This is a genomic window from Caloranaerobacter sp. TR13 (genome assembly GCF_001316435.1).
Taxonomy (GTDB): domain Bacteria; phylum Bacillota; class Clostridia; order Tissierellales; family Thermohalobacteraceae; genus Caloranaerobacter.
In genome coordinates, this window is record NZ_JXLL01000013.1 from 36943 (window position 1) to 51182 (window position 14240).

Genomic DNA, 14240 nt, shown 5'->3' on the forward strand with positions numbered 1-14240 from the left:
TTGGATGCATTAACAATTAAACAGGCAATGGAGTATAGGCAATTAATAGATGCTTTGATGTCTGATAAGGAATTTGCTGATATTATTTTATACAGGGGAAACGTTATCAATGTATTAACAAGAGAAATTTATACTGCTGATATAGCTATTAAAGGTAAATATATTCTAATGGTAGGCGATGCTGATAAATTAATCGGACCTGACACTTTAGTTATTGATGTTCAGGGGAAATATTTATCCCCTGGTTTTATAGATTCCCATATGCATTTTGAAAGCAGTATGCTTACAATAACAGAGTTTTCTAGATTATCTATACCTTCTGGTACTACTACTTTAGTTGCCGATCCTCATGAGATAGGTAATGCATTAGGGCCTATAGGCATAAGGGCTATGGCTGAAGAAGCTAGTTTAGTGCCTAATCATGTACATCTAGTTGTACCAGCATTGACTCCGGACTGCCCAGGATTAGAGACTGCCGGATATGATATTACATCAAAAGATATGGAAGAGATTTTGGGGTATCCGAATGTAATAGGCATAGGAGAATTGCAAGGTTTTAGTAATGCTAGACATGTATATAGGAATACCCCTGAAGTTATAACGGATTTGCTAGCATCAACTATATATGCTAAAAATATTGGGAAAATAGTAGATGGTAATGCTCCTGAGTTATTTGGCAGAGAATTAGCTGCCCACATTATTTCTACAGGGAGCAAGTGTTCATGCCATGAGACGACTACTAAAGAAGAATGTGTAGAGAAGTTAAGACAAGGTGTATATGTGTTTATGAGAGAAGGGTCTACTCAGAAAAATATGGCTGAGTGTATACGTGCAGTTACTGAAGATAGACTTGATTCAAGAAGATGTATTCTAGCTACAGATGATATGGTTGCTGAAGATTTAGAAAAGCTGGGTCATATGAATGAAATTGTTAGGAGAACAATAAAGGAAGGTGTTGACCCGGTTGAAGCTATACAAATGGTAACTATTAATCCAGCAACTTATTTTGGATTAGAAGATAGAGGAGTTTTAGCACCGGGAAAACTTGCTGACATTGCTATAATCGGAGATTTGGAAGAAATGAAGGTAGATGGAGTATTTATTAAAGGTAAATTGGTAGCATCATATGGTCAGTTATTAATAGATATACCTAAATATACATATCCAGATAGCGTTAAAAGATCTGTAAAATGCAATTTAATAAATGATGCAGATTTAGAAATTGAGGCATCTGGAAACAAAGTTAAAGTAAGATGCATAGAGCTAATACCTGACCAAAACTTAACAGGAAGCTTAGAAGAAGAGTTAAAAGTACAAAATGGAAAAGTTATGCCTGATATTAATAAAGATATTTTAATAATGGCATGTATAGAGAGATATGGAAGAAATGGAAACATAGGAAAGACTTTTGTTAAAGGCTTTGGATTAAAACAGGGTGCTTTTGCTGAGAGTATAGCACATGATACCCATAATATTTTAGTTGTAGGTACTAATATAAAAGATATGGTTTTAGCAGTTAATAGAGTTGTAGAAATGGGTGGTGGAATTGCTGTAGCAAATAGGGGAAGAATTTTAGAAGAGTTAAGACTACCTGTTGGTGGGTTGATAACTGACGAATTAACAGGACATGAAGTAAGTCAAAAAATATCTCAACTAGAAAGAGTAGTAAAAGATCAGTTAGGATGTGAAGTACATGCACCATTTATGCATTTATCGTTTTTATCATTATCAACTAGCCCTAAATGGAAAATAACAGATAGAGGACTTTTAGATGTTAACAACTTCAAAATCCTACCAACGGTATTAGAATAGATGTTAATGGTAAGGGGGTGAGATTGAGATATAACGAAATAATTTGTAATCAAAAGTGTTAATACAAAAAGGGGGAGTAGTATTGAGTACTAATTTACAAGCTGAAAAAGGCTTCTTAGAGAGAACTTTTAAACTTAAGGAACACAACACTAATGTAAAAACTGAAATTATTGCAGGTATCACTACATTTATGACTATGGCTTATATACTTGTAGTTAATCCACTTATTTTAAGTGATGCAGGGATGGACAAAGGTGCTGTATTTACGGCGACAGTTTTATCATCATTTATAGCAATTATGGTAATGGCATTATATGCTAATTATCCATTTGCTTTAGCTCCAGGTATGGGACTTAATGCCTTCTTCGCTTATACCGTTGTTTTAACAATGGGATATTCATGGCAATTTGCATTAACAGCTGTATTATTAGAAGGTATTATTTTCATAATACTTACTCTATTTGAAATAAGAGAAGCGATACTTAACTGTATACCACTAAATATAAAGCATGCTGTTAGTGTTGGTATTGGTTTATTTATTGCTTTTATAGGATTGGTTAACTCAGGAATCGTTGTAAATAGCGATGCAACTTTAGTAACTTTAGGCAGTATTAAAAACCCAACTGTTATTCTAGCCTTAATAGGTTTAGTTATATCAGGTGTATTGCTAGCTAAAGGCATAAAAGGAGCGCTATTAATAGGAATTTTGGTTACTACAATAATAGGAATTCCATTAGGAGTAACTCCTATGCCTCAGTCTATAATTAGTGCACCTCCTTCATTAAAACCAATAGCATTTAAGTTTGCCTTTGATAAGGTGTTTACTTTAGACATGTTAATTGTTTTATTTACTTTCTTATTTGTAGATATGTTTGATACAATAGGAACTTTAGTTGGGGTAGCATCTAAAGCGGATATGTTAGAGAAAGATGGTACATTACCTAAAGCGAAGCAAGCTTTATTTGCAGATGCTGTTGGAACTACAGTAGGAGCATGTTTAGGTACAAGTACTGTAACTACTTATGTAGAAAGTGCTTCAGGTGTAGCAGAAGGAGGTAGAACAGGTCTAACTGCACTAACTACTGGTGTATTATTCTTATTATCATTGTTATTTGCTCCATTATTTACTATTGTTCCTGCTGCAGCTACAGCTCCAGCTTTAATAATAGTTGGTCTATTTATGATGTCCCCTATAATGAAGGTTGACTTAAACGACTTTACAGAAGCTATACCAGCATTTTTAACAATTATAATGATGCCATTAACTTATAGTATTGCTGAAGGTCTAGTATTTGGTATTTTATCATATGCTGTATTGAAGTTACTAACTGGTAGGGGCAAGGAAGTATCACCTCTTATGTATATATTAGCAGTATTATTTGTGTTAAAATTGTTAGTATAACGTTTTGCTCCCACTTTTGTGGGAGCAAAACTAAAATTATTTTTTAAATGTATGAGGGGGAAAAACATGAAAAGATTGCTAATCAAAAATGGAATCATTGTAACTATGAATAAAGAAAGAGAAATATTAAAAGGGGATATTTTAGTAGAAGGTAATAAAATCATTAAAATATCTCATAAAATAGATGCAGAAGCAGCTCAAATAATAGATGCAGAAGGTAAAGTTGTAATTCCAGGGCTTATACAGACTCACATACACTTAACACAAGCTTTATTTAGAGGGCAAGCTGATGATTTGGAGCTATTAGATTGGTTAAAAAAGAAAGTTTGGCCATTAGAAGCTTCTCATACTGAAGAATCTAATTATATATCTGCTAAATTAGGTATAGCAGAATTAATAAAAGGTGGTACTACTGCTATTATTGATATGGAAACAGTAAATCATACTGATGCAGCTATTACTGCTATTTATGAGAGTGGTTTTAGAGCTACTACAGGTAAATGCATGATGGATTATGGTGAAGGTGTTCCTGATGCTTTAATGGAAAATACAGATGAATCTATTAAAGAAAGTGTTAGTCTATTAAAAAAATGGCATGGAAAAGGGAATGGAAGAATCCAATATGCATTTGCTCCAAGATTTGTAGTATCTTGTAGTGAAGAATTACTTGTTAAAGTAAGGGACTTAGCAAAAGAATTTGATGTTATGGTACATACACATGCATCTGAGAATAGGGGAGAAATTGAATTAGTAGAAAAAGATAGGGGAATGAGAAATATAATTTATTTAGACAAGATAGGGTTGACTGGAGAAAAGTTAATACTAGCTCATTGCATTTGGTTAAATGATGAGGAAATGAGAATTTTAGCCGAGACTGGTACAAAAATTTCTCATTGTCCAAACTCAAATTTAAAATTAGCTTCAGGAATTGCAAAAATACCTGAATTATTGGAAAAGGGAGCAAATGTTTCATTAGGTGCCGATGGTGCACCTTGCAATAATAATTTAGACATGTTTGAAGAAATGAGAACAACAGCTTTGATACATAAGGCAAGATTATTAAATCCAACTGTAATGCCTGCGCAAAAGGTATTTGAACTTGCTACGATAGGTGGAGCTAAGGCTATGTGTATGGAAGATAAGCTAGGCAGCTTAGAGGAAGGTAAGATAGCTGATATTGTTATTGTAGATTTAGATAATATACACAACTATCCGACTGAGAATGTAGATATTATCTCTCAATTAGTATATTCTGCTAAAGCTACAGATGTAGACACTACAATTATTGATGGAAATATAGTAATGTTAAACAGAAAACTATTAACAATTAACGAAAAATCTTTAAAAAATGATGTTAATAGAATGATTAAAAAGCAAATAGATTTAGCTGGAATAGAAAATTAAGAGGGAAGTTAAGCTTCCCCTTTTACATATAAAGGAGGATTGTTATGGGGGTAAATGAGGTTTATAAATGCAGAACTGTTGATGAAGTATTAAAACTTTTAGATAAATACGGAGATAAATGTAAACTAATAGCTGGAGGAACGGATTTGATAATACAATTAAGGCACAGAGATCCAGATTACAATGTATTAATAGATATATCTACTATAGAAGAATTATCTTTTATAAGAGAAAATGGTGAGTATATTGAAATCGGTTCGGTTGCAACTTTTGATGAATTAGTTAAATATATTAAGAGTCCAAAGTTAGAGGGTTTAAGAAAAGCGGCTAATTTTGTTGGTTCACCACAAATAAGAAATAGAGGAACTGTTGGTGGTAATATTTGTAATGGTTCTCCAGCTGCAGATACTGTACCACCACTTTTAGCATTGGATTCAATATTGGTTATAAAAAGTATTGAAGGTACAAGGGAAATATCTTTGGAAAAAGTTTTAAAAGATAAGGGACGGGTCGCGATAAATAATAATGAGCTTCTTTATAGTATAAAATTCAAGAATCTTTTGAAAAATCAAGGATTGGGCTTTAGCAAATTAGGGTTAAGAAAAGCATTAGCGATATCTAGGATGTGTATTAGTGTATTTTTAGAAGTAGAAGATGGGATTAAGTGTAAAGATATACGAATAGCATCTGGAGCTTTAGGTAAACACGGTTTAAGAGAAAGAGAATTAGAACAGTTTATGGTAGGAAAAAGATTAGATAAAGAAATGATAATAGCTTCGACAGTGAAATTCGAACAAATTGTTAAAGAAAGATTGGCTGGTCGTTTAACTGTTGAGTTTAAAAGTGACGCAGTTAAAGGGGTTTTCAAGGAAGCTCTAAAAGAAGCAATAAATAATAGTAATCAGGGGATAGAGGACAGGGAATAGGGATTACTGAAATTATTCTTTGAAACTAAATTTTAACAACTATCAAATAAAGAGGGGATGCTTATGTTGAAATTAAATCTAAATATTAATGATAAGGATTATAGTGTTGAAATTGATGAAGATATGAGACTTATAGATGTTTTAAGAGATGTTTTAGGCCTTACTGGAACAAAGGAAGGTTGTGGTGAGGGAGAATGTGGAGCATGTACGGTAATAATGGATGGAAAAGCTGTTAACTCATGCTTGGTAATGGCATTTCAAGCTGATGGCAGTTGTATAGTTACAATCGAAGGTTTAGGTAATGAACAAGATATTCATCCTATACAGAAGGCTTTCTTAGATGAAGGAGCAGTGCAATGTGGATTTTGTACACCAGGTATGATTTTGTCTGCAAAGGCACTACTTGATGAAAATCCTAATCCATCAAGGCAAGAGATTAGGGAGGCTATATCAGGTAATTTATGTAGATGTACTGGCTATAACAAGATTGTAGATGCAATTGAAAAAGCATCTGCATACTTGTTGAAGGAGGGAAAATAAGTGAAATATAGAGTGATAGGAGAGGATGTAATTAGAGTAGATGGACTTTCTAAAGTTACAGGTAAAGCTATTTATCCTCAAGATATATATATAGATGGTATGCTTTATGGTAAAACTTTAAGATCAACAAAACCACATGCATTTATAAGAGTGGATACAACTAAAGCTGAAAAAATAGAAGGCGTAATAAAAATACTTACATATAAAGATGTTCCAGGGAAAAATTATCACGGTGTTGTATTTAAAGACCATCAAGTATTCTGTGAAAAGAAAGTAAGAAGAATCGGAGATCCTATAGCTTTTGTTGTAGCAACTACAGAAAAAATAGCACAGAGAGCTTTAGAGGCTATTGATGTACAGTATGAAGAGATTGAGGCAGTTTTTGATCCAATAAAAGCTATGAAAGAAGAATCGCCAAAAGTTCATGGTGAGAGCAATATTATATATCACTATAAGTTAAGAAAGGGAGATGTAGATAAAGCTTTTAAACAATGTGAAGTTGTAGTGGAGAATGAATATATTAGTTCAATGGTTGAACACGCTTTTTTGCAGCCAGAAGCAGGTATAGCTTATACAGAAGATGATGGAACTATTGTGGTTTGTGTTTCAACACAGTATCCTCATTGGGATCGATTAGAGGTAGCAGAAGCTTTGGGTATGCCTGAAGACAAAGTAAAAATAATCAATCCTGCAGTTGGTGGAGCTTTTGGAGGGAGAGAGGATATAACTTTACAAATTCATTTGGCAATAGCCACTAAGTTAACTGGTAGGCCTATAAAATCTGTGTATAGTAGAAATGAGTCTTTTATTGCTCATTCAAAACGACATCCTATGATTATGAGATATAAGACTGGTGCTGATAAAAATGGTAAGCTATTAGCAATGGAAGCAACTATTATAGGAGATACTGGAGCCTATGCATCATGGGCAATAAATGTTTTGAGAAAGGCTGGAGTTCATGCTTGTGGGCCGTATGAGATTCCAAATGTAAAAGTAGACAGTTATGCAGTATATACTAATAATCCTTTTTGTGGAGCGATGAGAGGGTTTGGTGCAACTCAAGTACCTATAGCATATGAGCAGCAGATAGATATATTAGCTGAGAAGCTAAATATAGATCCTGTAGAATTTAGAATGAAGAATATATTGAAAATTGGGTCAAAGACAGCTACAGGGCAGTTAATTACAGAAAGTTTTCCTCTAAATAAATGTATTGAAGAAGTAGCTAGGCGTATAGATTTAATAGATGAAAAATAGGGGGCGATTTTATATGAAAAAGAGGGGGAAGGGAATAGCTTGTATTTTTTACGGGACAGGTTATGGTAATGGATTTCCTGATGTTTCTAGAGCTATTGCGCAGTTACAAAAAGATGGAAATATTGCGATATATGTAGGAGCTACTGAAGTTGGTCAAGGGGCAAAAACTATTATGCTTCAAATGGCTGCTGAAGTACTTGGTATACAGGTAAAAGATATTATACTTAGTTGTGAAGATACGAGTATTACTCCAGATTCTGGAACTGCAGCTGCAAGCAGACAGACTTATAATACGGGTAATGCAGTTAAAATAGCAGTAGAGAAATTAAAGAAAGAGTTATTTGAAATAGCTGCTAAGAAGCTAGGATTAAATAGTACGGTAGGATTAGAAACAAGAGATAAAAGAATATATGTAAAGAGTTATCCTGAGAGATTTATAACATTTAAGGAACTAGCAAGTAGTATTAAACAAAATATTAAGAAAGAGGGGATATTTATAGCGCAAACTACAAAAATGGATGATGAAACGGGTCAAGGAGCTCCGTATTGGCCATATACTGTTGCTGCTTGTTCGGTAGAAGTTGAGGTTGACACTGAAACAGGTAAAGTAGAAGTATTAAGATCAGTATTTGCTCAGGATGTTGGTAAAGCTGTCAATCCTAAATTAATTGAAGGACAGATAGATGGTGGGTTTTCTATGGGTTTAGGTTATGCTCTCATGGAAGATTTAAAATTGAAGAACGGAGAAATTAAGAATAATAGTTTTACCAATTATTTAATACCAACTTCAATGGATATGCCAGAAATAGAAAAGGTAATAATTGAGGAACCAGAATCTACTGCTCCTTTTGGAGCAAAAGGTATAGGTGAACCAGTAACAATCCCAGTAGCGCCAGCGATACTCAATGCTATATATAATGCAGTTGGAGTTAGAATGACAGAAATACCAGTTACACCAGATAGACTCCTCAAAGCATTGAAAGAGAAAAATTTGGGGGCGATTAGTAATGAGTAATAATATTAAGAAGATGATTGATTTAGCTTATGGTAGAGAACTGCCAGAGTTGGTTTTAAAAAATTGTAAAATAGTTAATGTATTTTCTCATGAAATAATTGAAGGTGATATTGCGATAGATTCGGGGAAAATAGTTGGAGTAGGACAATATAAAGGTAAAAGGGAAATAGATTTGAACTGGAAATATGTAGCTCCTGGATTGATTGATGGTCATGTACATATTGAATCGTCGATGGTAACTCCAAATGAATTTGCAAGAGTTGTAGTTCCTAGAGGTACAACAACAATAATTGCCGACCCACATGAAATAGCAAATGTATGTGGATTAGAAGGCATAAAGTTTATGATGGATTCAGGTATGGAACTTCCTCTTAGTATATTTTTTATGCTCCCGTCATGTGTACCTGCTACTTCTTTTGAAAATTCAGGAGCAATATTAGATGCAGATAAATTAAGAGAATTAATTAATGATGAAAGAATATTAGGTCTAGGAGAATTAATGGATTATCCATCAGTAATTTTGGGAGATGAAGATACTTTAGATAAGGTTGGAATAGTAGAAGATAAATTGATAGATGGACACGGACCAAATATAAGTGGTAAGGACTTAAATGCATATGTAATAGCTGGAGTTAGAACAGAACATGAATGTTCAACTATAGAAGAGATGATAAACAGATTAAGATTAGGAATGTATATATTAATAAGAGAGGGTTCAGCTGCTAGGAATTTAGAAACCCTTATCAGAGGAGTAACAAAAGAGAATTTAAGAAGATGTTTATTTTGTACAGATGATAAACATCCAGAGGATATTTTAACATTAGGACATATAGACAATAATGTAAGATTGTCTATAAAGATGGGTTTAGATCCGATTTCTGCTATTAAGATGGCTACAATAAATGCTGCAGAGTGTTATAAATTAAAAGAAGTTGGAGCTATAGCACCAGGTTATGTAGCAGATATTATTGTAATAGATGATTTAGAAAAATTTAATGTGGTTCAGGTCTTTAAAAAAGGTGTTTTAGTAGCAAAAAATAATGTACCTTTGTTTAAAGTAAAAGCTGTAGAAGTGTCAAAAGTTACTGATACTGTTAGAACAAAAGAAGTTAGAAAAGAAGATTTAAAAATAGGGCTTAAGAAAGATATAGCTAATGTTATTAGACTATTACCACATAGTCTTGTTACAGAAAAGGTTATAAGGAAAGTAGAAACGGAAAATGGATATTTTAAACATCATAAAAACTTAGATATATTGAAAATTGCTGTCATAGAAAGACATAAAGCAACAGGAAATATTGGATTAGGGTTGGTTGAAAATTTTAAATTGACAAATGGTGCTATCGCATCAACAATAGCACACGATTCACATAATTTAATTGTTATTGGAGATAATGATGAAGATATGTTATTAGCTGTAAAAGAAGTTGTTAGAGTAGGTGGTGGAATTACTATATGTTCTAAAGGAGAAGTTCTTAAGACATTACCGTTACCTATAGCTGGTATTATGTCAAATAAATCGATGGAAGAAGTAAATGTTACATTAAAAGAAATGTTAGATTTAGCTTATAACAAACTTGGTGTAAATAAGGATATAGATCCGTTTATGACATTATCTTTTTTAGCTTTGCCTGTTATTCCTGAGATTAAGGTTACTGATATGGGGTTATTTGATGTATCAAAATTTCAATTTATTGAAATTTACAATGTAGAATAGATATTTTTAGGATAATCCTCTTGTTTAAGGAATATAATTCTTTAAACAAGAGGATTTATAAATAATAAAGCATTTTTAATGTACTTAGAGTTTGTTGACAAAGTTAATTTTTTAAAAATGTATGAAAATATAAGCGAATGCTTGAAAGAATTTAGTTAAAAAACTAGGTGAAAATTTTGAAGAAAATCCGTAGGCTTAGCAGGACGCTAAGCCAGCATCCTACAAGACAGGACGTCTTGATTAGGTGCGTTAGGATTTTCTAAAAATTTAAGCCTTAAGTTTTTTCTAAATTCTTTCGCATGAGTGTTATTTTCATAAATATTTTATTTTGTCTACAGCTTGAAAGTATATTTTTAATATACTTATATTTAATATGTTATAATTAAATTGTCATTTATTTGGAGGTGAGTGATTTGATTTATTTAGATAATGCTGCAACTACTTTTCCAAAACCAGAAGAAGTTTATCAAGCTATGCTAGAATCTATGAAAGAATTTGGAGCTAATCCTGGTAGGTCTGGACATAAGTTAGCTCTAAAAGCTGGTAGAGCTATATATGAAACAAGAGAACTTTTAAGCAAATTATTTAATATTGAGAATCCGATGAATATAATATTTACATCAAATGCTACAGAAGGTCTTAATCTTGGAATTAAAGGTATTTTAAAATCAGGTGATCATGTCATAACAACTTCTATGGAACATAATTCAGTACTAAGACCACTTAAAGCTTTAGAAAGCGTAGGAGTAGAAACTACTATTATCCAATGTGATAAGACTGGAATGATAGACATAAACGATATTGAAAAAAATATTAAACAAAATACTAAAATGATAATTACCACTCATGCTTCTAATGTTACCGGGACTTTATTTCCTATAGACGAAATAAGTAAAATAGCACATAAAAAAGGATTGCTTTACATGGTAGATGCTGCACAGACTGCTGGAGTATATGATATTGATGTGAAAAATATGAATATAGATATACTTGTGTTTCCTGGGCATAAAAGTTTATTGGGACCACAAGGAACTGGTGGAATTTATATAAGAGAAGGAATAGATGTAATGCAAATGAAAGAGGGAGGAACAGGTAGTAGATCTGAGTCTTTAATACAGCCCGAGATGTTACCAGACAAATTCGAAAGTGGTACACCAAATACACCTGGGATAGTAGGATTAGGAGCGGGAATTAAATTTATCCTAAAAACTGGTATTGATAATATAAGAAAACATGAAGAAGAGTTAACAAAGTATTTTATAGAAGAGCTTAAAAAGATAGATAAAGTAAAAATTTATGGACCTTGTGATGTAAAGAAACAGGCCCCAGTTGTATCTATTAATCTTGGTGAAGAGGATTCATCTGAGGTAAGTTATATTTTAGATAGAGTCTTTAATATAGCTGTTAGGCCAGGGCTTCATTGTGCTCCTTTGGCTCATAAAACAATAGGCACATTTGAACAAGGGGTTGTAAGATTTAGTATTGGGTACTTTAATACACATCAGGACATTGAAGAAGCAATAAAAGCAATAAGAGAAATAGCCAAGGAAATATAATTTTTGAAGGAATTTAAAGATGATTAACGAATATTAACCATATCGCAACATAAAGGGGGTCTGTAATTTATGGAAGAAATAATTGCGCAGTATAGTAATCAAATAATTATTTTTCTAACAGTTGCAGTAATATTTTTGTTATTGCTAAATATTATTAGCCAGATAAGAATTTCCTCTATTACAAAAAAGTATAATAGACTTGTTGAAGGTGTTGATGAGGCTTCTTTAGAGGACTTGATTTTTGAGTATATTGATGAAGTTAAAGATATGAAAAAAGAAGCAGAAAATATCAAAAGTATATGTGATGATTTAGATAGCAAGTTGAAATTTGCAGTACAAAAAGTAGGTTTTGTAAGGTATAATGCATTCAATGACGTAGGGAGTGATTTAAGTTTTTCAGTAGCTCTGTTAGATGCTAACCTTAATGGTTTTGTAATATCAAGTTTATTTGGTAGAAATGAATGTAATACTTATGCAAAGCCCATATTTAATGGGAAATCTAATTATACACTTTCAGATGAAGAAATACAGGCTATAGAAATAGCCAAAAAACAGGGCGTTTCAAAGAGCCTGGGAAGCATATAAAAAGTTGGGTGGTATGTTTTGAGTGTGTGTTTTGTTGTAAATCCAGTTGCTGGCAAAAATAGAGCTAGAAACTTAATACCTTACATTAAAGAAAAAATGAAAAAAACTGACATCAAATATAAAATTATTGAGACTACAAAGCCTAAGGAAGCAATAGAAATTACTAAAAATGCACTTGGAAAAGGATTTGATATTATAGTAGCAGTAGGTGGAGACGGGACTATTAATGAAGTAATGATTGGAATAGTTGAAATGGGTAAAGGTATATTAGGTATTATACCTGGAGGTACCGGGAATGATTTAGCAAGAACATTAAATATACCTGAAAATGTAAAATATGCTCTAGATTTGATAATAGATCGCAAAGTTAAAAGTATTGATTTAGGGTACGCTGATGGTAAACCATTTCTGAATGTTGCAAGTATTGGATTCGATGCTGAAATAGTTAAGAATACAGAAAAAATAAAAAGATATGTTAAAAGTAAATTTGCTTATACAGTAGGTTTATTAGTAACACTTATATCATATAAGTGTAAGAAGATTAAGGTTAAACTTGATGATAGGGAACTTAATGAAGAGATTCTCCTTATAGCTATTGGAAACGGTAAATATTATGGCGGAGGCATGGCAATATGCCCTAATGCTGTAGAAGATGATGGTCTCTCTGAAATTTGTTTTATAAAAAAGATTCCTAAACTAAAGCTTTTATTGCTATTTCCATCTATATTTAAAGGGAAGCATGGCGAATTTAAAAAATATGTTCAATTTTACAAGTCTAAAGAAGTAAAGGTGAATATGTGCAATCCAATAAGTTTAAATATAGATGGAGAAATATTTGATGTTGATGATGAGATAATATTTACAATGAAAAGAAAAAGCATAGAAGTTATAGCTCAGTAAGAGAATAAAAACACCCTTACAGAAGATACTAATCTTAAATGAATATTCTGGGGGTGTTTTATTATGATGAAAAAAATAGCTATTCAAAAAGGGCTTGATGATTTAAAGAATAACTTAAAAAGTAGAGGTTATGAAGTGTATGATATTAATGAAAATAAAGAAGTAGAAGCAATAATATATATGGCTGATGGTTATAGTATACCTTATATAGATAGTTTTATCAGTATGGATACAGGATTTGAGATAAATAGAAATAAAGATGTACTTTTAATTAATGCAACTGGTAAAACGTTAGAAGAAATAGAGTATATTATAAACAATAAATTATACAGCCCATTATTTGAGTGATGGGCTTTTAATTATGTATTATTTCACTATTATTTTTATAAAACTGAATATAGCTTAGATAAATAGACTTTGATATAACATCTGCCATTTTCATTACAATGCTTAGCCTAGTGTTTTGTAGCACGATATACTCCATAAATCCACTAATGTTTACTATTCCTGTTATATGTATATCACCTATTTCAGGCAAAATTTTATTTACTCCGGCTCCTGGTTTTAGTGGACCTTTTTCAACTTTTACATAACCTATCCTATCAATATTGCCTAAACAAGCATCTATAGCAATTATAAAAGGATTATCGAATGTGTTCTTTATGAAATTAATATTTTCTTTAAGATTTTTTGCATGTACGGGATTATCTAAATTACCCAGTAGATGTACTTTGTTATATTTTTTAAGGAGTGGTGAGAGCTTGTATCCTACTAGAGGGCCAAGACTGTCGCCAGTTGATCTATCTGTTCCTATACATACAATAACTAGTTCTTTATGATTTTTATTGTAGTATTTGTTTAGGTATTCTAAAATCATTTTACTAAATTCACTTACTGCATAAGGTGAAAAAGAATTTATACTATTCTTATTACAATTGATTTGGAAGAACATACGCTATCCTCCTGATAAATAATCTTTACGTACAAGTTTTCCCAAAAGAGAGGTAATAAATACAGAAAGAATATTTAATATATTTTATTCATTATTATTTTGTGATAGTATAAAAGTTTTAAAAATGTTCTTGACTAATAAAAAGTTTTGTGGTAAATTATTTTTTGCCGTTGA

General features: G+C 32.0%; 13 protein-coding genes. 12 read left to right on the top strand and 1 reads right to left on the bottom strand.

What is annotated here, in order from left to right; translation table 11 throughout:
* From ade (TR13x_RS08690) to TR13x_RS08745, 12 genes are all read left to right on the top strand, one after another.
* Positions 1–1812 (top strand): adenine deaminase, encoded by a 1812-nt coding sequence (gene ade, locus TR13x_RS08690; protein WP_054871534.1) that lies wholly within the window; start codon positions 1–3, stop codon positions 1810–1812.
* A gap of 82 nt (positions 1813–1894) precedes the next feature.
* Positions 1895–3214 carry an NCS2 family permease gene (locus tag TR13x_RS08695; protein WP_054871535.1) on the top strand — a complete coding sequence of 440 codons (1320 nt, stop codon included), beginning with the start codon at positions 1895–1897 and terminating at the stop codon, positions 3212–3214.
* 66 nt (positions 3215–3280) lie between these two features.
* Complete coding sequence (locus TR13x_RS08700; RefSeq protein WP_054871536.1) at positions 3281–4618, top strand: 5'-deoxyadenosine deaminase; 1338 nt, start codon at positions 3281–3283, stop codon at positions 4616–4618.
* Positions 4619–4662: 44 nt separating this feature from the next.
* Positions 4663–5544: a xanthine dehydrogenase family protein subunit M gene (locus TR13x_RS08705; RefSeq protein WP_054871537.1), complete on the top strand. Its 882-nt coding sequence runs from the start codon at positions 4663–4665 to the stop codon at positions 5542–5544.
* Between the two features lie 63 nt (positions 5545–5607).
* Complete coding sequence (locus TR13x_RS08710; RefSeq protein WP_054871538.1) at positions 5608–6084, top strand: (2Fe-2S)-binding protein; 477 nt, start codon at positions 5608–5610, stop codon at positions 6082–6084.
* Positions 6085–7341 carry a xanthine dehydrogenase family protein molybdopterin-binding subunit gene (locus TR13x_RS11370; RefSeq protein ID WP_054871539.1) on the top strand — a complete coding sequence of 419 codons (1257 nt, stop codon included), beginning with the start codon at positions 6085–6087 and terminating at the stop codon, positions 7339–7341. It abuts the gene before it with no gap.
* Positions 7342–7354: 13 nt separating this feature from the next.
* Positions 7355–8356 carry a xanthine dehydrogenase family protein molybdopterin-binding subunit gene (locus TR13x_RS11375; protein ID WP_054871540.1) on the top strand — a complete coding sequence of 334 codons (1002 nt, stop codon included), beginning with the start codon at positions 7355–7357 and terminating at the stop codon, positions 8354–8356.
* Positions 8349–10073, top strand: coding sequence for an adenine deaminase (ade, locus tag TR13x_RS08725; protein ID WP_054871541.1), 1725 nt, complete (start codon positions 8349–8351; stop codon positions 10071–10073). Before TR13x_RS11375 ends, ade (TR13x_RS08725) begins: the two co-directional genes overlap by 8 nt.
* Before the next feature lie 413 nt (positions 10074–10486).
* The gene (locus tag TR13x_RS08730) at positions 10487–11629 is read left to right on the top strand and encodes an aminotransferase class V-fold PLP-dependent enzyme (RefSeq protein ID WP_054871542.1); all 1143 of its coding nucleotides are present in this window, start codon (positions 10487–10489) and stop codon (positions 11627–11629) included.
* A gap of 69 nt (positions 11630–11698) precedes the next feature.
* Entirely contained in the window at positions 11699–12214 is a 516-nt protein-coding gene (locus TR13x_RS08735) for a DUF4446 family protein (RefSeq protein WP_054871543.1), read from the top strand.
* A gap of 24 nt (positions 12215–12238) precedes the next feature.
* Positions 12239–13114: a diacylglycerol kinase family protein gene (locus TR13x_RS08740; protein WP_242851753.1), complete on the top strand. Its 876-nt coding sequence runs from the start codon at positions 12239–12241 to the stop codon at positions 13112–13114.
* Positions 13115–13177: 63 nt separating this feature from the next.
* A complete protein-coding gene (locus tag TR13x_RS08745) occupies positions 13178–13462 on the top strand; it encodes a YkuS family protein (RefSeq protein ID WP_054871545.1) in 285 nt (94 codons plus the stop codon).
* Between the two features lie 7 nt (positions 13463–13469).
* On the opposite strand, the gene yyaC is transcribed toward TR13x_RS08745, so the two are convergent.
* A complete protein-coding gene (gene yyaC / locus TR13x_RS08750) occupies positions 13470–14066 on the bottom strand; it encodes a spore protease YyaC (protein WP_054871546.1) in 597 nt (198 codons plus the stop codon).
* Positions 14067–14240: the final 174 nt, after the last annotated feature.

Bases quoted from the DNA above. Each gene is read 5' to 3' on its own strand.
- ade (WP_054871541.1), top strand. From the start codon at position 8,349: ATGAGTAATAATATTAAGAAGATGATTGATTTAGCTTATGGTAGAGAA.
- TR13x_RS08700 (WP_054871536.1), top strand. From the start codon at position 3,281: ATGAAAAGATTGCTAATCAAAAATGGAATCATTGTAACTATGAATAAA.
- yyaC (WP_054871546.1), bottom strand. From the start codon at position 14,066: ATGTTCTTCCAAATCAATTGTAATAAGAATAGTATAAATTCTTTTTCA.
- TR13x_RS08745 (WP_054871545.1), top strand. From the start codon at position 13,178: ATGATGAAAAAAATAGCTATTCAAAAAGGGCTTGATGATTTAAAGAAT.
- TR13x_RS08710 (WP_054871538.1), top strand. From the start codon at position 5,608: ATGTTGAAATTAAATCTAAATATTAATGATAAGGATTATAGTGTTGAA.
- TR13x_RS08735 (WP_054871543.1), top strand. From the start codon at position 11,699: ATGGAAGAAATAATTGCGCAGTATAGTAATCAAATAATTATTTTTCTA.
- TR13x_RS11375 (WP_054871540.1), top strand. From the start codon at position 7,355: ATGAAAAAGAGGGGGAAGGGAATAGCTTGTATTTTTTACGGGACAGGT.
- TR13x_RS08705 (WP_054871537.1), top strand. From the start codon at position 4,663: ATGGGGGTAAATGAGGTTTATAAATGCAGAACTGTTGATGAAGTATTA.